This is a genomic window from Mesorhizobium loti R88b, from assembly GCF_013170845.1.
In the GTDB taxonomy this organism is placed as follows: Bacteria; Pseudomonadota; Alphaproteobacteria; order Rhizobiales; family Rhizobiaceae; genus Mesorhizobium; species Mesorhizobium loti_B.
Genome location: NZ_CP033367.1, coordinates 5488035 through 5509749 on the forward strand (window position 1 = coordinate 5488035; position 21715 = coordinate 5509749).

Here is a 21715-nt window from a genome sequence, read left to right on the forward strand (position 1 = left end):
CACCCGCCGGATCGAAAATCCGGTGGGCGGGCAACCATGTTGGCTGTTGCCTGCCTTTTCCATCGACAAACCACGCAGCTGTGTCCTGCCTGCCCTTGTGAGCGTCCGAAAAATGGATGAATAGTCGCGGCAGGGCGCCGCCCTGAAATTGCCCGCTTGCGGTTTTCAGGTCACGCCACAGCCGAGCCGGGTTTTTGAATGGTCAACCCTGAACCGCGCAAGAGAAGAGGTCCGATCGCGTCGCGCCTTCTGGCGATGGATGCCTGGGTCGATTCCTCGCTCTATGAGGTCGGGTTCAAGGCGCGCCAGTTCTGGGAAGGCGCGACGATCTTCTCGCGGCGTTTCCGTCTCAAAGGCTGGCGCCGCGGCATCATCGAACTGTTGAGCGAAGGTTTCACGCTTGGCGCCGGCGGCATGGTGGTGATGCTGGCGCTGGCAATCCCGGCCTTCCACGATACGACCGGTGACTGGCGCGCCCAGGGCGACTTCGCCGTCACCTTCCTCGACCGCTACGGAAATGAGATCGGCCAGCGCGGCATCATCCAGCGCGACTCCGTGCCGGTCGACGAGATGCCCGATCACGTCATCAAGGCGGTGCTTGCCACAGAGGATCGCCGCTTTTTCGAGCATTATGGCATCGACGTGCTCGGCCTTTCGCGCGCGATCTTCGAGAATGTGCGGGCGAACTCGGTCGTCCAGGGTGGTTCGAGCATTACCCAGCAATTGGCCAAGAACCTGTTCCTGACCAATGAGCGCACCTTCGAGCGCAAGATCAAGGAAGCCTTCCTGTCGCTGTGGCTCGAAGCCAATCTGTCGAAGAAGGAAATCCTGCAGCTCTACCTCGACCGCGCCTATATGGGCGGCGGCACCTTCGGCATCGAGGCGGCGGCCGACTTCTATTTCGGCAAGAGTGTCAAGGACTTGAACCTTGCCGAGGCGGCGATGCTGGCCGGCCTGTTCAAGGCGCCGACCAAATACGCCCCCCACATCAACCTGCCGGCGGCGCGCGCCCGCGCCAATGTGGTGCTGTCCAACCTCGTCGATTCAGGCTTCATGACCGAGGGCCAGGTGCTGCAGGCAAGGCTGCATCCGGCCGACGTCGTCGACCGCGGCGAACAGAAGAGCCCTGACTACTACCTCGACTGGGCCTTTGACGAGGTCAAGAAGATCGCCAAGCCGGGGCAGCACTCGCTGGTCGCGCACACCACTTTCGACGCCAACATCCAGAAGGCGGCGGAGGAGTCCGTCGAGTTCCACCTGCGCCAGTTCGGCAAGGAGTATAACGTCACCGAAGGTGCCGTGGTGGTCATCGAGACCAATGGCGCGGTGCGGGCGATCGTCGGCGGCCGCGACTACGGCGCCAGCCAGTTCAACCGCGCCACCAAGGCGCTGCGCCAGACCGGTTCGTCGTTCAAACCTTATGTCTATGCCACGGCGATGGAACACGGCTTTACGCCGAACTCGATCATCTCGGGCGGACCGATCAGCTGGGGCAACTGGTCACCGCACAATTATGCCGGCGAATCCGCCGGCAACATCACGCTGATCATGGCGATGGCCAAGTCGATCAACACGGTGCCGGTGCGGCTGGCCAAGGACCATCTCGGCATCGCACCCATCAAGGCGATGGCGGAGTCATTCGGGGTGGAATCACCGCTGGAGGGGCACAAGACTATGGTCCTCGGCACCTCGGGCATGACCGTGATGGACCAGGCGACGGGCTACAGCGTGTTCGCTCAGAACGGCTTCGTCGGTTCCAGGCACGGCATCACCCAGCTCGTTACCCGCACCGGCGACGTGGTGTATGACTGGACCAAGGACGCACCGCCGCCGCACCGGGTGCTGTCAGAGCAGGCGCTGAAATCGATGAACACCATGCTGGCGGCGGTGCCGGTGATGGGTACGGGTCGGCGGGCGCTCATTCCCAACATCGTCGTCGCCGGCAAGACCGGGACGACGCAATCCTACCGCGACGCCTGGTTTGTCGGCTTTACCGGCAACTACACAGCGGCCGTGTGGCTGGGCAATGACGATTTCACCCCGACCAAGAACATGACGGGCGGCACGCTGCCGGCAATGGTCTGGCAACGGCTGATGGTCTATGCGCACCAGAACATCGATCTGAAGCCGATCCCCGGCATCGACAAACCGTTTGTCGACGAGGAGATCGCGGCCAAGGCCGCGGAAGCGCAGAAGAAGAGCGAGGACCAGGCAGCAGCCGATGCCGCTGCCGAACGCCCGCCGGTGCTGTCCAGCCGAACCACGCAGACTTTGAGGGACATGACCCGGCTGTTCGAGACAGCGCCCCGGCTCGACGCCCCCGCCCCGCCCGAAACGCTTTCGGCGCTGTGATTGCCACAGCGCAGCAGAATGGGCAATTCCATCACGCCGGCTTGCCACGAGGCCCCGCGCCGCGATATCCCCGAGCTGCAATTCTCCACATGACCGGCTTTTGATGCTCAAGAACGCCTTCCTGATGCTGCTTTCGCTTGCCATAGCCATTGGCGGCGGCGGCGCCAGCGTCTGGTATGCGCTGAAGATCCAGGATGGCGTCGGCGCGATCCGGATCGGCCAATGGACCGCCTTTCCCGACATCGGCACGCCGGCCGCCGACCCCTATTCCAAGGCGCGCGTGGCACGCGAGGGCGTGCTTGCACTCGGCCGCGCCGAAGGCTTGTCCTTCGTCGCGGAAAATGACGCTGCCGGCGACCAGCTCAAGCGGGAATGCACCTACAGAATAGAGGGCGGATTTCCGACCGCCCGCTTCTGGACGCTCTATGCCGCCGATCAATCGCTCGGTGTCGTCGAGACAGGCAAGCCGCGACTTGCCGCGCTTCAGTCCTATGAGGTGCTACGCCAAGCCGACAATTCGGTGATCATTTCTGTCGGCCACCACCCAATGCCCGGCAACTGGCTTTTGACCGACGGATCGGGGCGGATGTATTTCGTCCTGACCTTCTACGACACGCCGATTGCCAGCAGCACCGGCCTGTCCGACGTCTCGCTGCCCAGGATCGTGAAGGCCGGCTGCGATGCGTAACGTCCTGGCAGCACTACGCCGTCTTTTCCATGCCGTCCTGCTCGGCCTGGTCGGCGCCGGCATCGTGCACATCGTGGTGTTGCTTCTGGTACCGGAATTTTCGGAACGCGACGCTTGGTCCCGACTGTCCATGGCGTCCGATCTCTACCGGATGAACCGGCTCGATGCCGAGGCGGGCGGCGCGCCGGTGGTGAAATCGGTCGACCCGCTGTTCTACGCCACGGCCTGCCGGTTCGACCTCGAGGAAGGCATGGTCCGCATCAAGGCGCCGGGAAACGTGCCCTTCTGGTCGGTCTCGGTCTATGACCGCAACGGGCACAACATTTATTCCTTCAACGACCATACGGCGACCGGCGGCAAGCTTGATGCCGTGGTGCTGACGCCGGCGCAGATGATCGACGTGCGCAAGGACTTGCCTGAGGATCTGCAGGGCGCGATCTTCGTCGAAGCGCCCATCGACGAGGGCATCTTCGTCATCCGCAGCTTCGTGCCGGACGACAGCTGGAAGCCGATCGTGTCGCGCTTCCTCGATCAGAGTTCCTGCGAGCTGCAGGATTTCTAGGCCAGATCGCGAACCTGATATCCGTACCAGGAGAGCCGGCAGCGAATACTGCCTGATGAGGCAGTCTGCTGCTTCAGGAAAACTCAATGGTGCGGCATCGGCGTCCGTGGCGATCCCGGCTTGTCTGGCCCGGCAGGCCGCGCATCAGCGGCGCTGGACCGCTCATAGCGGATGCCGGGAAAGATGATCACCGCCGCCGGTATTTCGGCGGTTTGCTTGGCTCGATTGGTTGGTGCCGCTCGCGGCACGAAAGACAGTACCATGCCCATGATTCGCGCATTCCTCTCGGTTTCCCCGGAGCACAACGCAACGCCTCCAAATGTTATTAAGGCCGGCAGAGGGTTAACGGAGCGCTAACGGATCGCCGCTAACTTGATCTTTGTTCTTGGCGATCGCGAAACCGACACAGTCCCGGTTGAGCGCTACCAGGGCTGTGTATCGAGTATCGGGTATCCTTCGTGTCATCTTCGGATTTCAGGCAAATCGCTGTACGAACGGAATCGGGTCGGGCTGAAAGGCTGTTCCGCGCCGCGGTGTCGGCGTTCTGTTGCCTTACCCGCCCGTCGCGCCGCGAGATCGGCCAGCTCGAAGACCTGACGCTGCCGCTGTTCGACGATGTGTCCGTCGAATCGCGACGCTACGTGGCCGCCGCCCTTTCGGAATGTGAATATGCCCCCGCAGCACTTGTGCGGCGCCTGTGCGAGGAGCCGGTCGATATTGCAGCACCGCTGCTGATCCGCTCACGCGCTGTCAGCGATATCGACCTTATCGCGCTGATCGGCCGGCATGGGCTGCCGCATGCGCGCGCCATTGCGCGCCGCAAGGACCTGAACCCGACGATCGCCGATCTGATCAGGGCGCTCGAGCGACCGACGCTGGTGCGGGTGCGGGAACCGGAGGCACAAGCTCCCGCCGCACCAATCACCGCAGCCGCGAATGCGGAAGCGGCCGAAGACATCACGGCAAGCTCACAGTCCTCCGGCATTGCCGCCGAGAATGCTCGGCGCAGGCTGCGCTCGATGATGCGCACCGGCGACGAAGCATCAGCGGCGAAGGTCGATGCGTTCCCCGGTTCGGATACCTATGTCAAGCTGCGCGAGACGGCGCTGACGGGAAACGCCGCGTTCTTCCAGACCGCGCTTGCCGACGCCCTCGACATTGATTTCTCGACCGCCCGCTCGCTGACCGCCAACCAGAACTACGCCTCACTGCTTGCGGCGCTGCGCTCGCTCGACTTCAGCGAAGACAGGGCATTCCTGATCACGGTCGCCGTCTATCCGAGCCTCTTCCCGCATCCGCAGGCCATCCGGACCTATCTCGACCGCTATCGTCTGCTGCATCGCGATGTGGCTCTGGACCGGGTGCGGGGATGGAAAGCCGAGACGCTGTCCAGGATGGTTCGCGACGCTTCTCCCGCAAACAGCGATAGCCGCGAGGCCTCGAACAGCGACGAAGCCGCTACCCCCGGCCTCAGGGCGTCTTCACGGAAATAAGTTCCTCGACGGGAACGGTGCCAGCCTCGATCTCGACCACCCAGATGTCGGGATCAAACTTCTTTTCCCTCTCGAGGCGGGCATCGAGCACGGCTGGATCATCGCCGGTGGCAAGAAGGCTGAAGAAGCGGTCGTCGGGCTTGGCCGAATCGTAACTTGTCTGCGGTGCCGGCCCGTAGAGGGCGATTTCGCCCAGCCTGCCCCGCGCCAGAACGAAAACGGCGCCGGCCTCGGTCGCGCCACGGTTGACCACGGCGGCAAAGCCGCCGGCGCCGAAAACCCGGCGCAACAGGGCCGAAACCCACAGATCCGATGTGACGCGCATGAAAACTCCGCAGACCGTGCGGGCTATCTATCGACATTTCATTCGCTGTGCGAGCCGCGTTTCGGGCTTGTAGGTCGGACCTCAGTTGGTCAGGCCGATCTCGCGCATCTTGACGTAGACGATTTCATCGGGCTCACCGGTCTGCGGCAGGCCGAACAGCGACTGGAATTCCTTGATCGCCGCCTTGGTGCGGGCCCCGACGACACCGTCCAGCCGCATGTCGTCATTGCCGAATGCCTTCAGACCGGCCTGGATCTTGACGATGCGGGGATCGGGTCCCTCGATCGGGGCGGCATTCGCCTGTCCGGAATTTGTTTGCCCAGAATTGGTTTGCCCCGAATTGGTTTGCAACGACACCGGAACCGCGGCTGGCGAGACGTCGGGACGTGGCTGCGGTTTCGGCACGGCAGCAGTCTTCGGCGTTGCGCCAAGCTGATCGAGCAGCAGCGCGTCTATCTCGCCGGAGGCGTTCAGCCCGACCTTCTGCTGATAGGCCTGTATGGCCTTGCGCGTGTTGGGGCCGGAAATGCCGTCGACCGTGCCCGGATAGAAGTCGAGATCCTTCAATATGCCCTGCACCTGCTCGATCACCGGATCACCCTTCATCGGTGCGGGTGCCGCATTCGGCCGCTCGATGTTGATCGTCGTCTCCGGCTCATCGGCGGCGGCGTGCGGAACACCCTGGAAGGTGCGGGTGGCGAAGAATGCCCCGGCATGCGGGAAAGGCTGATACCACAGCGCGTTGGCCGAGACATAGAACAGCGTCACCAGGAAGGCGGTCGATCCGCCCACCAGGACGGGATTGCGCGAAATCATCCCGCCGACGGCTATAGCGCCGTCCTGAAAGGCGTTGCTGCGGCGCTTGACCGCCTTAGGCTGTTTTGCGGAGCGAGCCATTTCTGTCCCCTTTCGCCCTCGTCACCGGCATCGTCAGCACCCCTGCCTGGTTGGCCGGGCGCCCCTTCGGCCCGTTGACCGGCAGGCTGATGGTCACCGTGGTGCCCTCACCCTGCATGCTTTCGATCGACATGGTACCTTCGTGCAGTGCCACCAGGCCCTTCACCAGTGACAGGCCAAGACCGGTCCCCTCGAAACGGCGGGTATAGTCGTTCTGGATCTGCATGAAGGGCTTGCCGAGATTGGCGAAATCCTCCTCGGCAATGCCGATGCCGGTGTCCCTGACCCAGAAATGCAGGCGTGAACCGATCCGCTTGGCGCCGACGACGACGTCGCCGCCATCGGGTGTGAACTTGATCGCGTTGGAGACGAGGTTGATCAGGATCTGCTGCACGGCGCGGCGATCCGCATTGATGTCGCCGGCGTCGGGTGCGATCTGCGCCTGCAGGTCAATGTTCTTGGCCTGCGCCTGCAGCCGCATCATCGACTGGCACATGTCGACAGCTTCCATGAACCGGAACGGCTCCGGTTCGGTCGCGTAGGCGCCCGATTCGATCCTCGATACGTCGAGTATGGATGTCACGACGGCCAAAAGGTGCTGGCCCGAATCCCGCACCAGGGTGACATATTCCTTCTGGCGCGGATCCTTGAAGGCGCCGAACATCTCGTGCAGCAGCATGTCCGAGAAGCCGATGATGGCGTTCAGTGGCGTGCGCAACTCATGGCTCACCACCGCCAGGAACCGCCCCTTGGCCACTTCAGCGGCGACCGCTGCCTCATTGGCTTCTGCCAGTTCCTCGCGCAGCCGGGCAGTCTCGTCATTCTCGCGCAGGACCAGCGTGAAGACGTCGCTCTGTTCCACACCGCGCACCAGCTCCAGCGTGAATGGCCGGTAATTGTCGGCCGCCAGGCGATTGTCATTCTGGCCGTTGCCATTCTGAGGCAGCCTGACGCGCAATTCGAGGCGGCGCGACAGGGCGCCGTCACGCATGTCGGCCAGGGCGCTGAGATAGCAGACGCGGTCCGACAGATGGACGCGGTCGAACAAGCCGCTTCCGGAAAGCAGTTCCGGCGGCAATTTCAAAAGTGTGCGCGCTTTGGCGGACGCATCGAGCACCTCGCCGTGGCGGGCGATCCGCAACACCACCGCATCGATGATATCTTCCAGCCGATCACCGCTATCCAGCGTGTCGGCCGCGCCGGCGGTGTCGCGAAACGCCGACAGGCGCGGGATCAGCGTCAGCGCCCAGGCCAATGGCACCAGCCAGTGCCAGGCAGCGATCTGCGCGCCCGTGATTGGCATGAAGGCCGTGGCCAGAGGCTGAAGAGCAATGGCGACAATGGCCGAAACAGCCCCCCACAGGGCCGTACGCCGCGACGCGCCGATCCACCAGGCTTCGAAGGGCAGCGCCACGGCAAGCATGGCGACAGGAGAACTCAACCCGCCGGCGGCGGCGATGAGACCGCCAAGAGCAACAGCCGCCATCGCCAGGGCGATCCGCGCCGCCACGGCCATCTTGCCGGTCGCCGCCACCAGCAAGGCGACGAACCAGCACAGGCCGAAGGCCGCGAAGATGGCAGCCATGGTGACCGCGGCACCCATGCCCGATGTGACCAGCGTGACCGCAGCGCCGGCGGCAAAGAACGGCGCCGCCAGCATGACGCCGATGAAGCGGCGCTGGCGCTCGCGGTCGCTCTGCCCAAGAATGGAGGGATGGACCATACGTTCGCAACCGGCGGCAATTGCGCCAGGCAATTCAGCGTATCTGGCCTTGATCAAACTCAACTCAACGCACTCGCACTCGTCGTGAACAGCACTGCTTTTGCAGATTCTTTTGATTGCCTCTGAAACTCTCATCCAGCGTTTAAGGAATGGATAAGGCAGGGCCGACCAACGCCCGGCCTGCGGCAAATATCGGGATGCTTGCCGCCGAAAACCCGTGCAAATGCCGCCATAGTAAATGGAGCGTTATCCGCCAACGCCTGCCGTCGGCGGACCTTAGGCGGGAAGAGAGCCGCCCGAATTCAAGAAAACTGCAATGGAAACAACCAGATAAATGGTTATCGGATGGTAACGCGAATGGTCCCGATATGAAACAAATCGGTCGCAACACGCTTCCTTTCGGATTTGCCTAAAATTTGAGGAAAATTCTCGTCTAACTTGCAAGCCGTCCTTTGTGCCTGTGTGCCAACATCCTGCCATAAAAGAGGTCATGCCATGTGATGCATGATCCGGTCACGACGAGAGGCAAGGCATGTTCTTCCTGATAAGAATGGCTTTCTGGTTTTCACTGGTGCTGCTGGCGCTGCCGCTGAGTGTCGGTTCCGACGAGCCGGGCCAGGAAAGCGTCGGGCCGATCCAGGCTCTGTTCGCGGCACGCGATGCGGTGGGCGACATTGCCGGCATCTGCGAGCGCAAACCCGATGTCTGTGAAACCGGCAAGTCGGCGATGCACACCATCACCGCGCGCGCCAAGGAGACGGCCAAGATCGCGGCCGCCATGCTGGACGACAAGTCCGCCGGCCCCGATACCTCGACAATGACGGCCAGCGTGCCGGAAGAAATCGTCCTGCCCGAGACCGTCAACCTACCGATAAGGAATTAAGCCGTCTCGACGGCACACCGCGGGCCGTCTGCCCTCTCGACGCCCGCGGTGTTTGTTTTTCTCGTGACGCGGCGCTGCCGCGTGACTATATCCGGGATCATGACGACCACGATCCAGACGATCCGCGACGATTTTTCGTTCCTTGATGAATGGGAAGACCGCTACCGCTATGTGATCGAACTGGGCGAGGCGCTGCCGCCATTTCCCGATGAGCAGCGCAATGCCGCCAACAAGGTGCCAGGTTGCGTCAGCCAGGTCTGGCTGACCACCGAACGGGAACCGGGCAGCGATCCGGTCATCACCTTCACCGGCGATTCGGACGCCCATATCGTGCGCGGACTGGTCGCGATCATGCTGGCGCTGTTTTCCGGAAAGACCGCCAGCGAAATCCAGAAAACCGATGCCGAAGCAACGCTAAAAGAGCTCGGCCTGGACGAGCACCTGTCGCCCCAGCGCGCCAACGGCCTTCGCTCGATGGTCAAGCGCATCAAGCGCGATGCCGAAATGGCACTCGCGCAGACCGCCTGATCGGATCCGATCCGCCAACGGCCCCCCAAAATCAAACGGCGCCCGAAAGCGCCGTTGATTCAGCTTCGACCTGACAAAGCAGCGATTACCGCGCCTTGCGCTTGCGGCCAAGGCCCATTTTCTTGGCGAGCTGCGAGCGTGCCGCCGCATAGTTCGGCGCAACCATCGGATAGCTCGGGTCGAGATTCCACTTTTCGCGATACTGGTCCGGCGTCAGGTCATAGTGGGTCATCAGGTGACGCTTGAGCGACTTGAACTTCTTGCCGTCTTCAAGACAGACAATGTAGTCGTCATGAACCGAGCGCTTCGGGTTGACAGCCGGCTTCTGCTTGTCGGCAGGGGGCTGTTCTGTGGTGCCGCCCACACGCCCGAGAGCGGCATGGACATCGGATATGAGGTTCGGCAGTTCGCCGACCGGCACGGGATTGTTGCTGACATAGGCGGCCACCACATCGGCGGTCAGCTCGATCAGCGCATCGTTGTTTCTGGAAGGTGTTTCGACAATATCCATGATCTTCAGGCCCCAACAAGAGTTACGTCGATCTGCGCCCTTTTTTACAGGCAGGGCATTGCACGAATTTTGTGCAGGTAGAGTTCCTGCGATTCGTATCGCGGGCGCATCAATGCGACGATAAAGCAAGTAAGTCAATTCGCTCTGTGCATTATATTTAAGAATGTTGATCAACTATTCGCGGATCAGCTTCAATCTTTCGTGCATCATGTAATTTTTCGATATTTCGCCCGCCAAACCGACAAAGCCTGCCGTAACGTCAGCCCCGCGTTACATTCGCGATAACTCACAAAGCAGGTTTCAATGCTCTGGTTTGCTTTGCTATCGCGCCGACAGTCTTGGTTGTTCACATCTGTCCGCAAAACCACAGGTTGCCGTGCATCACACAAAAACAAGGGAGCTGCCTGCCACCGGCCTGGTGCCAATCGATGGCGGCCAATCAATATAGGTGATGTATTTTGCCATAGGCGCACGTTGAGCGTGTCGCCGACCAGCACATTGGCCACTTGCCAAGCCGCGAATACGGTCGCATGAGACTGGCCGGCAAAGACCAGAGTTAGCGAAGCAACGGCGAAAGTCGCAGCAATCCAATCGTCACCTTTCCTCCCGGCCCCCATCTCATGAAGCCGGCACCATCCCAGGCTGCGGCCCTTGAACCCGCCCTGACCGGCGTATTCACTGCCCACTCAAGATATTTCCCAAGCGAGACGCAATGACCAAGACTTCCATGTTTCCGATCGCCAGCCCGCCAACACCCGAAAAGCGGCCGGTCTTCGACACACATCACGGCATCACGCGGACCGATGAATATGCCTGGCTGCGGGCCGACAACTGGCAGGAGATGTTCCGGGACCCTTCCCTGCTCGATGCAGGGATCCGCGCCGAACTCGAAGCGGAAAATGCCTACCAGTCGAAGCTGATGGCCGACACATCAGGCCTGCAGAAGCAACTCTTCAAGGAAATGAAGGCGCGCATCAAGGAAGACGATTCTTCCGTTCCGATGCAGGACGGGCCCTATGCCTACGGTTCTTCCTTCAAGCTCGGCGGCGAGCAGCCACGCTATTTCCGCATGCCACGCGACGGCGGGGCTGAGCAGATCCTGCTCGACGGTGACCTGGAGGCGGAAGGCAAGGCCTATTTCCGGCTCGGCGGCGTTGATCATTCGGCCGATCATCGCAAGCTTTTGTGGGCCTTCGACGACAAGGGGTCGGAATTCTACACGCTGCGCGTGCGCGATCTTGCCGATGGCAAGGAACTGGCGGACCAGATACAAGCCACCGGCGGCTCAGGCGTGTGGGATGCGGGCAATGACGGGTTCTTCTATACGCGTCTCGACCCAAACCACCGCCCCTCGAAGGTGCTGTTCCACGCACTTGGACAAGACCCTGAAAGCGACCGCCTGATCTATGAGGAAACCGACCCCGGTTTCTTCATGAATGTCGACGGCACCCGCAACAACGAATGGATCATGATCGGCATCAACGATCACGAGACCTCGGAATATCGCCTGTTGAGCGCCAGCGACCCATTTGCCGAACCCAGGCTGGTCTCGGCGCGCGAGATCGGCCTGCAGTATGAGCTGGAGGAAGGCGGCGACATCTTCTTCATCCTCACCAACGCCGACGGCGCCAAGGATTTCAAGATCATGACGGCGCCGGCGAGTGATCCGGTCCGCGCCAACTGGCAGGAACTGGTGGCGCACGAGCCGGGCCGGCTGATCCTGTCGGTGATCGGCTTCAAGGACCACATGGTGCGGCTCGAACGCAAGGAGGGCCTGCCGCGCATCGTCGTGCACGACCGCACCAGCGGTGAAGAGCATCTTCTGTCTCTCGATGAAGAGGCTTTCTCGCTCGGCCTGTCGGGTTCCTACGAATACGACACCGAGATCATGCGCTTTTCCTATTCGTCGATGACGACGCCGGCGCAAGTGTTCGACTACAACATGCGCACCCGCGAGCGGGTGTTGCTGAAGACCCAGGAAGTGCCGTCCGGCCATGATGCGGACCACTATGTGACAAGGCGGCTGATGGCGCCCGCCGCCGATGGCGAACTGGTGCCGATCTCGCTTTTGCACCATCGCGACACGCCGCTCGACGGATCCGCACCTTGCCTGCTCTACGGCTACGGCTCCTATGGCATCACCGTGCCGGCGGCCTTCAACACCAATTGCCTATCGCTGGTCGACCGCGGCTTCGTTTACGCCATCGCCCATGTCCGTGGCGGCAAGGACAAGGGTTATGGCTGGTACGACGACGGCAAGCGGGCAACCAAGATGAACACCTTCACCGATTTCATCGCCTGCGCGCGCCACCTCGTTGCCGAACGCTATACCGCGCCTGACCGCACCGTCGCGCAAGGCGGCTCGGCCGGCGGCATGCTGATGGGCGCCATCGCCAACATGGCGCCCGAAAGCTTCGGCGGCATCGTTGCCGAGGTGCCGTTCGTCGACGTGCTCACCACCATGCTCGACGCGACCCTGCCGCTGACGCCGCCGGAATGGCCGGAATGGGGCAACCCGATCGCGTCCGCCGACGACTACCGGACGATCGCCGCCTACTCGCCCTACGACAATGTCGCGGCACTCGACTATCCGCCGATCCTGGCGCTCGCTGGTCTCACCGATCCGCGCGTCACCTATTGGGAGCCGGCCAAATGGGTGGCGCGGCTGCGCGACCGCAAGAGCGGCGACAATCCGGTGCTGTTCAAGATCAACATGGATTCCGGCCATGCCGGTGCGTCAGGCCGGTTCTCACGCCTGGAAGAGATCGCCTACACCTATTCCTTCGCGCTGAAGGTGACGGGCAAGGCGCAGCTTACCGAGGAGACCCTCCAATGATCGATCTGTCGACATTGATCGCCTACATCGCCGTCGTGCTCGGCTTCGTCTTTATCCCGGGGCCGGCCACGCTGCTGACGATCGCCCGGGCAACGAGTTCTGGAACGAAGGTCGGGATCGCGACCGGTGCCGGGATCGCGGCCGGCGACATGTTTCACACGGTCATGGCGATGATCGGCATCTCGGCGATCATCGCCGCGTCGGCGACGCTGTTCAGCGTCGTGAAGTACATCGGCGCGGCCTACCTCGTTTACCTCGGCATTCGCGCCATCCTCGAGAAGACGCCGACCGATCCGACCGCCGGTGCGCTCGCGATCCCTGCCGGCAAGGCGTTTCGACAGGCTGTCTTCACCGAGGTGCTCAATCCCAAGACCGCGCTTTTCTTCCTGGCCTTCCTGCCTCAGTTCGTGCGGCCCGAAAACGGTTCGGCGATGCTTCAACTGGCCGTATTGGGAACTGTCTTCGTCGTGCTGGGTCTTTTCAGCACGGTCATTTTTGCGGTGAGCGCAGGTCGGCTTGGCAGTTTCCTGCGCAGAAATCCGACAGCGCTGAAATGGCAGGGCAAGCTGGTCGGCGGTATCTATTGTGCCTTTGGCGTCCGCATGGCCTTGCAACAACGCTGACGCTGGAGAGGCCGGCTTCCGACAGACATCTTCCGGAAGACATTGCGATCATGACTTTTTGAATTCCGTACTGCTCATTTCCGCTCGCAATTGCACCAGCCGCGCGCTAACCAGTGCGCGGCTTTTCGCAAGCCGTGCCTGCCATGTTTTTTACCGGGGTGTACCATGTTGCTCGTCGACGTCTATCTCGACAAATCGCCGATCCAGGGCATCGGTGTGTTTGCCAAGAACCACATTGCCAAGGGCACGCTGGTCTGGAAGCTCGACCCCCGGTTTGACCGCATCATCGACGTCGAGACCTATGAGGGCGAGAGCGGACCGGTGAAGAACTATCTCGATCGCTATTCCTATCCCGACCGGCGCGATCCGGCCTATATCGTCTTCGAAGCGGACGACGCCCGCTACATGAACCATGACGACGAGCCGAATTGCGATGTCTCCTCGCCCGAGGAAACCTACGCCTTACGCGACATCGCAGCGGGCGAGGAGATGACCTGCAACTACAATCATTTCTTCGAGACGGGCTTTGATTTTCTCGGCGATCGCCACCTGTAGTCTGAGGACGGCCGCGGGGATACCCTGAAGCAGGAGCTCGAAACTTCGATTGCCCGGCGACGCGCTGGCGAAGATCGTCGAATGTTTTGCCAGGGGACGGGAGCCAAGCCTGAGCGACGAAGCCGAAATCAATTCGCAGCCGCCTTGCGTGCGGGATAACCGTTCGTGTGCGGCGGTACAGCCTTGAGATAGGCGGCAATCGCGGCGCGATCCTCTGGTGTCAGTTCGGCCATGTTTCGCTGCACGTCGACCATCGCACCGCCGACGGAATCGAAATCCGGTGTGAACCCGGTCTCGAGATAATTGGCGATGTCGGCTTGCGACCAGTGGCTAAGGCCACCCTCGCCCGATGTGATGTTCGGCACGATGCCGCTGCCTTCGGCGGCCACGGCGCCAGCCAGCCATTCGTTCTTTTTTATACCGCCCGCGAAGTCGCGCGGCGTGTGGCATTCGCCGCAATGACCCGGCCCTTCGACCAGATAGCGGCCGGCCATCACAGGGGCAGGCGTGCCCACCGGCAAGGGAATGACAGGCTGATCCCTGAGATAAAGCAGTTTCCACAGGCCGATGCCGCGACGGATGTTGAACGGGAACGCCAGCGAATTGTCCGGCGCCTTGCCCGCGATCGCCGGAAGCGTCTTCAAGAAAGCATAGAGATCGGCGATATCCGATGGCTTCATGCGGGCGTAGGAGGCGTAGGGAAAGGCCGGATAGAAATGCTGGCCAGACGGCGACACGCCCTTGAGCATGGCGTTGGCGAGATCCTCGACCGACCACGCGCCGATGCCGTCCTTGGGATCTTGCGAGATGTTGGGCGGAACGAAGGTGCCAAACGGCGTCTTGAGTTCGAGGCCACCCACGAGCTGAAGCCGCGCATCGCCTTGCGAACCCGGCTTGGCATGGCAGGACGTGCAGCCGCCGGCATAGAAAATGCGCTTGCCCCTGGCGGCATCGCCCGGCCCGAGTTGCGCCAGGACCGTCGTATCGAGCCTGACCGGCGCCGACAGCAGCAACCCGGCAGCCGCGCCGGCGCCCCCCAGAACGAGGGCCACGCCGACGAGTTTCTTCAGCCATGCCATGGCTGAAATCAGCTTTTCTTGACCCTGTAGCCCTGATGGCATGTGCCGCAATCCGAGCCGATTGCGCCGACCTGCGTCTTCAGCGCGCCGACATCGGCGGGAGCCGCCGCGACGGCTGCCTTGACGTCGGCGAGATACTTGTCCTCGGCCGCCTTGAAGCCGGTCATATCTGACCAGATCTTCGGTCCCGCCGTGGTGTCGCCGGTATCGCTGCCTTTCGGGAACAACGCGTCGACGTCGAACTTCTCGGCATTTGCCTGCAGCGCCTGCAACTGCGTCAGCACGGCAGCAGCATCGAAGGGCTCATCGCCCTTGGCCACTTTTGCCAGGCCGCCGACGATCTTTCCGCGCTCCTTCATCAGAGCCTGCCTGTCGAGGATCGGATCGGCAAAGGCGGCCGAACCGGCGAAGGCGAGCATTGAGATGGCGATAACAAGCTTTCTCATTCATTTGGCTCCATGATGAAGGCATTTCAGGACAGGACGTTAACGGATGCGACGGGGGGAATATTCCCTTTCCTCTGACGATTTTTGCCGGGCCTTCGCAGCCACGGGCGTTGATACCGAAAAAGAAAAGCCCCGGGATTGCCGGGGCCTTTCTGACGATCGATTACTTCGCCTTTTCGTAGAGTTCCAGCACATGATCCCAGTTGATCAGGCTGTCTACGAACGCCTCGAGATATTTCGGGCGGGCGTTGCGGTAGTCGATGTAATAGGAGTGTTCCCAGACGTCGACGCCGAGGATCGGCGAGGCGCCATGAACGAGCGGGTTTTCGCCGTTCGGGGTCTTCGAGATCGCCAGCTTGCCGTCCTTGACGGAAACCCAGGCCCAGCCCGAACCGAACTGCGTCGTGCCGGCAGCGATGAAATCAGCCTTGAACTTGTCGTAGCCGCCGAGATCGGCGTCGACCGCCTTCTGCAGCGCGCCAGGCAGCTTGTTGCCGCCGCCGCCCTTCTTCATCCACTTCCAGAAATGGATGTGGTTGTAATGCTGCGCGGCATTGTTGAAGAGGCCGGCATTCTTGCCGAACGACTGCTTGACCACCTCTTCGACCGACAGATCGCCAAGGCCGGCTTCAGCGGCAAGCTTGTTGCCGTTGTCGACATAGGCTTTGTGGTGCTTGTCGTGGTGATACTCCAGCGTCTCTTTCGACATATAGGGCTGCAAGGCCTCATAGTCGTAGGGCAGAGCGGGCAATTCAAAAGCCATGGGTAGTACTCCCTCGTGGAAAAGTCCGGTGTGGATACCGATTTAAGATAGGTCTGGAATGGATTTGGACAACTCCGGAATGAAGCGTCGGTCGCCTTTTTATCCGCTCACGCGGCGGAAGTCGAATGCGCCCAATCCCAATAGAGTTCGCGCGCCTTCTTGGCCACCGGCCCGGGTTGCAGGTTGCGATCCTCGATGCGCGTGATCGGCACCACCTTGGAATGGTTGCCGGTCGAGAAAATCTCATCCGCTTCGAGGAAATCGCGCACCGACAGCGTCTTTTCCGTGGTTTTGAAGCCATACTCGCCCAGCAGCGTCATAGTGCGCGAGCGCGTGATGCCGGACAGGAAGGTGCCGTTCGGCGCCGGCGTGAAAACGTGGCCATCCTTGACCAGAAAGATATTGGAGCTTCCGGTCTCGGCGACATTGCCCAGCATATCGAGCACCAGCGCATTGTCGAAGCCGCGCATCTTGGCTTCGAGGATGGCGCGGCCATTGTTGGGATAAAGGCAGCCGGCCTTGGCGTTGGTCGGCATGGTTTCGATCGTCGGGCGCCGGAACGGCGACACTGTCACCGAAAACCCGGTTGGCGCGATCATCGGCGATTCATAGAGGCAGAGGCAGAACCGGGTCGAAGCGGGATCGGCCGGCACGCCCATATAGCCGCCATGCTCGGCCCAGTACATCGGCCTGACGTAGACCGCCGTCTTGCCGTCGAACTTCTTCAATCCGTCCCAGGTCAGCCCGACGATCTTTTCGGGCGTCATGTTCGGCTTGAGGCCAAGCGCGATCGCCGAGGCGTTCACCCTTTTGGCATGAAGGTCGAGGTCGGGCGCCACGCCCTCGAACCACCGAGCGCCATCAAACACGCTGGTGCCCAGCCACATGGCGTGGCTGCGCGGCCCGAGGATGGCTACATTGCCCTCGTACCAGTCGCCGTCGACATAAGTCCATGTCGCGGATTGCGCCGCTGCCGCCAGTGTCATCGCGTTGTCCCGTTCCGATCAATCTTGTGTGACAACATTGGATGATGCTTTGGCCGCTGCCGTCAACCAGCATCAAGGAGTTTTGTTGATGCCAGCGGCGGGCGCGTTGCAATCAAGGCTTGCACCTTGCCCCGCCTCGCCTCAAAACTGTTGCCATGCAATACACCGCCTATGTTTTCGACGCCTACGGTACGCTGTTCGACGTGCATGCCGCCGTACGCCGACATGCCGACCAGATTGGGCCGGACGGCCAGCTGCTGTCCGAAATCTGGCGTGCCAAGCAACTCGAATATTCCTGGGTGCGCACGCTGATGGGCGCCTATGCCGATTTCTGGCAGCTGACCGAACACGCGCTCGACTTCGCCTTGCGCAAGGTCCCTTCAGCTGATCCAAGCCTCAAGGCCAGGCTGCTGGAAGCTTACTGGCGGTTGGATTGCTACCCGGAAGTGCCGGCCGTGCTGAAGGCGCTCAAGGCTTCGGGAGCGAGGCTCGCGATCCTCTCCAACGGCTCGCCCGAAATGCTGGAAGCAGCGGTCAAGTCCGCCGCGCTCGACCAGGTTCTGGACGACATCTATTCGGTCGATGCCGTGCGGCGTTTCAAGACCGATCCGGCGGTCTACGACATGGTCGCCACTGGCTGGCGCCTCTATCCCGGCGCGGTGTCGTTCCAGTCCTCCAATCGCTGGGATATTGCGGGCGCCACCAAATTCGGCTTCCGAACGGTGTGGATCAACCGCTCCAACCAGCCCGAGGAATACCGCGACTTCCCGCCCGCCCTGATCCTGCCGACTCTTGAAGCGCTGGTGCCCGGCATCTGAAGCGGTTCACCGTTTCAGCTATTCGTTTGATGCAATTCCCAAGGGAAAGCGCTATGCGCTTTTCCCGGGAAAACCGCTTCACCCTTTTCCTGGCATTGCTCCAGCAACAGGCTGTGGCCCTGGCGCCACAGTGGCGGCGCGGTCACAGCTTCGCCTTTGTTTGTCCACGTTCGGGCCAGAATCGGAACCGCCTATCGCCCCAGGTGTTGTCAGGCACCGGTAACAGCGGTCGGTGAATTCACGCTTTGTTGCGATTCCCGACTTAAAGAAGGCAGCTATGTCCATAACCGAAATCGAATCCTATCGCCTGAGCCGTCGCGGCTTTCTCAACGCCGCAGCATTGGGCGCCGCCTCGATTGCGGTTTCCGCATGCACCACCACTGGACCCGGACCCGGGCCGGTCGAGCCACCCCCACCCACCTATGTCGAACCGCCTCTTCCCGACTACGCGACGATGTATGCAGCCGTCAGCGATGGCGGCTTCGACCTTCCGGCGATACCGTTCGAACGGATCGATCCGCAGTACCTGCGTCAGATCGTCCCCGATCCGACCGGGCAGAAGCCCGGCACCATCATCGTCGATACGACCGGACATCATCTCTATCTGGTGCGTCCGGGCGGCCAGGCGATCCGTTACGGCGTCGGTCTTGGCCGCGCCGGCTTCGAATGGTCCGGCGATGCTGTCGTCCAGTGGAAGCAGAAATGGCCGAAATGGACGCCGCCGGATGAAATGATCGCCCGGCAGCCAGAGTTGAAGCCATACAGCGCCGACAATGGCGGCATGCCCGGCGGCTTGAAGAACCCGCTCGGCGCGCGTGCGCTCTATCTTTTTCAGGGCAACGTCGACACGCTGTACCGCCTGCACGGCTCGCCGGAATGGAAATCGATCGGCAAGTCGGTCTCGTCAGGCTGCGTTCGCTTCATGAACCAGGACATCATCGATCTCTACGATCGCGTGCCGTCGAAGACGCCCGTGATCGTGACTGCCGATATCAGTCAGGCTGCGGTGGCGACGGCTAACCGGAAGGCCATCCCGATCGACGCTGGCGTGCCGGACGGATCGGTCCTGCTCGGACCGGTCAAGGCCGTCACCAACGCGATCTTCTGAGCTGGCCGAGGGAGCGGCGGGCAGCCGTCGCTTCTTGGAGGCGAAGTTTGTTCCCTCAGACGGTGAAAGCTTCGCGAAACGCCCGCAGGGCTGCTTCAGGGTCTCCGGAGGCGAACGCCTCCATGCCGACAGGCCCACGATAGCCCATGTCCTTCAGCGCGTGGGCGATGCCCCGGTAATTGATCTCACCGCGCCGGGCTCCATGCGTCCGGAAACATCGGCAACCTGGACCTCACCAATCCAGGGCAGGCAGGCGCGGCACAGCTCGATCAAATTCCCTTCGCCGATCTGGGCATGGTAGAGATCGAGATTGAGGCGCAGTCCCGGCCGATTAACGCTCGAGACCAGCGCCAGCGTATCCTGCGCGCGCCCGAACGGCACGCCGGGATGGTCAACCGGCAGGTTCAAATTCTCCAGCGTGAAGGTCACGCCTTCCGCCTCGGCGAGGTCGGCAATGCGGTTCAGCGTGTCGCGCGCTTTGAGCCACATGGCACCGGTGACCGTCTCGCAAGGGGTTACCGGCAGGCCGCCATCGCCCAGCCCGGTGCCGTGCAGATTGAGCCGCGCGACGCCGAGGCGCTTGCCGACCGCCGCCGTCTCCTTCGCCGTCTTGAGCAATTCGGCGGCACCTTCGTCATCGGCCAGCCGACCGCGCAGGTAACCGTTCATGATCGAGAAGGTCGCGCCGGACCTTTCCAGCATTGCAAGGTCGTGCTCGGGCCAGTTCCAGAGGCCGACCTGAAAACCCATTTCGGTGAGGCGCTTGACGCGCCATTCCATCGGCTTGTCGCGCCACAGCATTTCGGCGCAAGCCGCAAGCGCAAAAGTATCGGACATGTCAGACCTCGATGTACACGCGGCCGTTCTCGACCTTCGTGGTGTAGGTTTTAGCGTGCGCTTCGCCGGTTCGGGAATCAACACGCCGCTATGTTTTGGACATTCGAGCTAGCCGGGCTATCGGCCCTGGGCGTGGCTTAACGCCCCCGCGACAGGCTCCCGAGAATCCCGCGCACGATCGCACGTCCGACCGAGGAGCCGACCGAGCGCACCACCGACTTGATCGCGGCCTCGGTTACGGTCTGGCGATTGGAGGGGCGCGGCGCAGGGGCGCGGCGGCCCCCCGACTGCGGCGGCGGATCGTCATTGCCGAAACCCGGAATGGTCCAGCGCGAACCGCCGCTGCCTGCCTGCTGTGCCTGCGCTTCAGCGTCCTGCGCCTCCTGCGCTTTCTTCTGCAGCATCTCAAAGGCCGATTCGCGATCGATGACCTCGTCATACTGGCCGGCGACCGGGCTTTCGGCGATCAGTTTTTGCCGCTCGGCGGCGGTTATCGGCCCGAGCCGCGACGAAGGCGGGCGGATCAAGGTGCGTTGCACCACAGACGGAATGCCTTTGGTCTCCAGCGTCGAGACCAGCGCTTCGCCGGTGGCGAGTTGGGTGATGGCGACGGCGCAGTCGAAATCGGGATTGGGGCGAAACGTTTCCGCAGCCGTCCTCACCGCCTGCTGTTCACGCGGCGTGTAGGCGCGCAATGCGTGCTGGACGCGATTGCCGAGCTGGGCCAGAACCTTTTCAGGGATATCCAAGGGGTTCTGCGTGACGAAATAGACGCCGACGCCTTTCGAGCGGATCAGGCGGACTACCTGTTCGACGCGATCGATCAGCACCTTCGGCGCTTCATCGAAAAGCAGGTGCGCCTCGTCGAAGAAGAACACCAGCTTCGGCTTGTCGGGATCGCCGACTTCCGGCAGCACCTCGAACAGTTCCGACATCAGCCAGAGCAGGAAGGTGGCGTAGAGCCGTGGGCTCATCATCAGCTTGTCGGCGGCGAGCACGCTGATGGCGCCTCGGCCGTCCCGGGTGGTGCGCATGATGTCGGAGATCCGCAACGCCGGCTCACCGAAGAAATGGGCAGCACCCTGCTGCTCCAGTATCAGCAGCGTGCGCTGGATGGCGCCGACGGAAGGTTTGGTCACATTGCCGTAGCGCGAGCCGATCTCATCGGCACGCTCGGCGACGTTGGCCAGCAGCGCCTGCAAATCCTTCATGTCGAGCAGCAGCAAGCCTTCCTCGTCGGCGATACGGAAGGCGATGTTCATGATGCCTTCCTGCGCCTCGGTCAGGTTCATCAGCCGCGACAACAGCAACGGCCCCATCTCCGAGACGGTGGCGCGGATCGGATGGCCCTGCTCGCCGAACAGGTCCCAGAAGATGACGGGGAACTCCTGGAAATCGTAAGGGTCGAGCTTGACCTGTTCGGCCCGCTTGACCAGGAAATCCTGCGCCGTGCCCATCATGGCGATGCCTGACAGGTCGCCCTTGATGTCGGCGCAGAACACCGGCACGCCAGCATTCGAAAACCCTTCAGCCAGGATCTGCAAGGTGACGGTCTTGCCGGTACCGGTGGCGCCAGTCACCAGGCCATGGCGATTCCCATACTGCAGCAACAGCTGCTCGGGGCGCTGATAGCTGTCGTCGGGCTTGCGGCTGGCGCCGATGAAAATACTGGTGTCGTCGGCCATATCCAGGGTCTCCGCAA

22 protein-coding genes and 1 pseudogene are annotated in these 21715 nt (G+C 62.0%); 11 read left to right on the top strand and 12 right to left on the bottom strand.

Annotated elements, in window-relative coordinates; translation table 11 throughout:
• The first annotated feature begins 198 nt into the window (after window positions 1-198).
• The 3 genes from EB235_RS26970 (at window position 199) to EB235_RS26980 (ending at window position 3602) form a co-directional block, all read left to right on the top strand.
• Window positions 199-2352: a transglycosylase domain-containing protein gene (locus EB235_RS26970; RefSeq protein WP_027034352.1), complete on the top strand. Its 2154-nt coding sequence runs from the start codon at window positions 199-201 to the stop codon at window positions 2350-2352.
• 103 nt (window positions 2353-2455) lie between these two features.
• Complete coding sequence (locus tag EB235_RS26975) at window positions 2456-3040, top strand: DUF1214 domain-containing protein (RefSeq protein ID WP_027034351.1); 585 nt, start codon at window positions 2456-2458, stop codon at window positions 3038-3040.
• Window positions 3033-3602, top strand: coding sequence for a DUF1254 domain-containing protein (locus tag EB235_RS26980; protein WP_027034350.1), 570 nt, complete (start codon window positions 3033-3035; stop codon window positions 3600-3602). Before EB235_RS26975 ends, EB235_RS26980 begins: the two co-directional genes overlap by 8 nt.
• An 83-nt stretch (window positions 3603-3685) precedes the next feature.
• Here the strand turns inward: EB235_RS26980 and EB235_RS26985 are convergent, their stop codons facing one another.
• On the bottom strand, window positions 3686-3871 hold the full coding sequence (locus tag EB235_RS26985; protein ID WP_080680986.1) for a hypothetical protein: 186 nt from the start codon (window positions 3869-3871) through the stop codon (window positions 3686-3688).
• A 189-nt stretch (window positions 3872-4060) separates the two neighbouring features.
• Between EB235_RS26985 and EB235_RS26990 the strand changes: the two genes are divergently transcribed.
• Entirely contained in the window at window positions 4061-5095 is a 1035-nt protein-coding gene (locus tag EB235_RS26990; RefSeq protein ID WP_027034348.1) for a hypothetical protein, read from the top strand.
• Here the strand turns inward: EB235_RS26990 and EB235_RS26995 are convergent.
• The 3 genes from EB235_RS26995 to EB235_RS27005 all read right to left on the bottom strand — a co-directional run bounded on the left by EB235_RS26995 (window position 5073) and on the right by EB235_RS27005 (window position 8040).
• Window positions 5073-5420, bottom strand: a complete 348-nt coding sequence (locus tag EB235_RS26995) for a DUF1491 family protein (protein WP_027034347.1) — start codon at window positions 5418-5420, stop codon at window positions 5073-5075. The two genes, EB235_RS26990 and EB235_RS26995, sit on opposite strands and share 23 nt — an antisense overlap.
• 81 nt (window positions 5421-5501) lie before the next feature.
• Window positions 5502-6317: a peptidoglycan-binding domain-containing protein gene (locus EB235_RS27000; protein ID WP_027034346.1), complete on the bottom strand. Its 816-nt coding sequence runs from the start codon at window positions 6315-6317 to the stop codon at window positions 5502-5504.
• Window positions 6292-8040, bottom strand: a complete 1749-nt coding sequence (locus EB235_RS27005; RefSeq protein WP_027034345.1) for a sensor histidine kinase — start codon at window positions 8038-8040, stop codon at window positions 6292-6294. The genes EB235_RS27000 and EB235_RS27005 overlap by 26 nt, the downstream gene beginning before the upstream one ends.
• 532 nt (window positions 8041-8572) lie before the next feature.
• Here EB235_RS27005 and EB235_RS27010 point away from each other — a divergent pair.
• Both EB235_RS27010 and EB235_RS27015 read left to right on the top strand, forming a co-directional pair.
• Window positions 8573-8923 carry a DUF5330 domain-containing protein gene (locus tag EB235_RS27010; RefSeq protein ID WP_027034344.1) on the top strand — a complete coding sequence of 117 codons (351 nt, stop codon included), beginning with the start codon at window positions 8573-8575 and terminating at the stop codon, window positions 8921-8923.
• 99 nt (window positions 8924-9022) lie between these two features.
• On the top strand, window positions 9023-9451 hold the full coding sequence (locus EB235_RS27015; protein ID WP_027034343.1) for a SufE family protein: 429 nt from the start codon (window positions 9023-9025) through the stop codon (window positions 9449-9451).
• 85 nt (window positions 9452-9536) lie between these two features.
• Here EB235_RS27015 and EB235_RS27020 read toward each other — a convergent pair whose 3' ends face one another.
• Both EB235_RS27020 and EB235_RS27025 read right to left on the bottom strand, forming a co-directional pair.
• Window positions 9537-9962, bottom strand: coding sequence for a MucR family transcriptional regulator (locus tag EB235_RS27020; RefSeq protein ID WP_027034342.1), 426 nt, complete (start codon window positions 9960-9962; stop codon window positions 9537-9539).
• A 206-nt stretch (window positions 9963-10168) separates the two neighbouring features.
• On the bottom strand, window positions 10169-10579 hold the full coding sequence (locus EB235_RS27025) for a hypothetical protein (RefSeq protein ID WP_080680985.1): 411 nt from the start codon (window positions 10577-10579) through the stop codon (window positions 10169-10171).
• Between the two features lie 95 nt (window positions 10580-10674).
• Here EB235_RS27025 and EB235_RS27030 point away from each other — a divergent pair, with 95 nt between their 5' ends.
• The 3 genes from EB235_RS27030 to EB235_RS27040 all read left to right on the top strand — a co-directional run bounded on the left by EB235_RS27030 (window position 10675) and on the right by EB235_RS27040 (window position 13976).
• The gene (locus EB235_RS27030; protein WP_027034341.1) at window positions 10675-12798 is read left to right on the top strand and encodes a S9 family peptidase; all 2124 of its coding nucleotides are present in this window, start codon (window positions 10675-10677) and stop codon (window positions 12796-12798) included.
• Window positions 12795-13421, top strand: a complete 627-nt coding sequence (locus EB235_RS27035; RefSeq protein WP_027034340.1) for a LysE family translocator — start codon at window positions 12795-12797, stop codon at window positions 13419-13421. Before EB235_RS27030 ends, EB235_RS27035 begins: the two co-directional genes overlap by 4 nt.
• A gap of 165 nt (window positions 13422-13586) precedes the next feature.
• Window positions 13587-13976, top strand: a complete 390-nt coding sequence (locus tag EB235_RS27040; protein WP_027034339.1) for an SET domain-containing protein — start codon at window positions 13587-13589, stop codon at window positions 13974-13976.
• 128 nt (window positions 13977-14104) lie between these two features.
• Here the strand turns inward: EB235_RS27040 and EB235_RS27045 are convergent, their stop codons facing one another.
• The 4 genes from EB235_RS27045 to EB235_RS27060 all read right to left on the bottom strand — a co-directional run bounded on the left by EB235_RS27045 (window position 14105) and on the right by EB235_RS27060 (window position 17250).
• Entirely contained in the window at window positions 14105-15055 is a 951-nt protein-coding gene (locus EB235_RS27045) for a cytochrome c (RefSeq protein ID WP_027034338.1), read from the bottom strand.
• 8 nt (window positions 15056-15063) lie between these two features.
• Entirely contained in the window at window positions 15064-15501 is a 438-nt protein-coding gene (locus EB235_RS27050) for a c-type cytochrome (protein WP_027034337.1), read from the bottom strand.
• A gap of 163 nt (window positions 15502-15664) precedes the next feature.
• Complete coding sequence (locus EB235_RS27055) at window positions 15665-16264, bottom strand: superoxide dismutase (RefSeq protein WP_027034336.1); 600 nt, start codon at window positions 16262-16264, stop codon at window positions 15665-15667.
• A gap of 107 nt (window positions 16265-16371) precedes the next feature.
• Window positions 16372-17250: a branched-chain amino acid aminotransferase gene (locus EB235_RS27060; protein WP_027034335.1), complete on the bottom strand. Its 879-nt coding sequence runs from the start codon at window positions 17248-17250 to the stop codon at window positions 16372-16374.
• A 155-nt stretch (window positions 17251-17405) separates the two neighbouring features.
• On the opposite strand from EB235_RS27060, the gene EB235_RS27065 reads away from it, so the two are divergent.
• Together EB235_RS27065 and EB235_RS27070 are read left to right on the top strand one after the other, a co-directional pair.
• Window positions 17406-18068, top strand: coding sequence for a haloacid dehalogenase type II (locus EB235_RS27065; protein WP_027034334.1), 663 nt, complete (start codon window positions 17406-17408; stop codon window positions 18066-18068).
• Window positions 18069-18345: 277 nt separating this feature from the next.
• A complete protein-coding gene (locus EB235_RS27070) occupies window positions 18346-19176 on the top strand; it encodes a L,D-transpeptidase (protein ID WP_027034333.1) in 831 nt (276 codons plus the stop codon).
• Between the two features lie 55 nt (window positions 19177-19231).
• Here EB235_RS27070 and EB235_RS27075 read toward each other — a convergent pair.
• Window positions 19232-20013 (bottom strand): annotated as a pseudogene (locus EB235_RS27075) (TIM barrel protein).
• Between the two features lie 137 nt (window positions 20014-20150).
• Window positions 20151-21698: a helicase HerA-like C-terminal domain-containing protein gene (locus EB235_RS27080; protein ID WP_027034332.1), complete on the bottom strand. Its 1548-nt coding sequence runs from the start codon at window positions 21696-21698 to the stop codon at window positions 20151-20153.
• Window positions 21699-21715 lie beyond the last annotated feature (17 nt).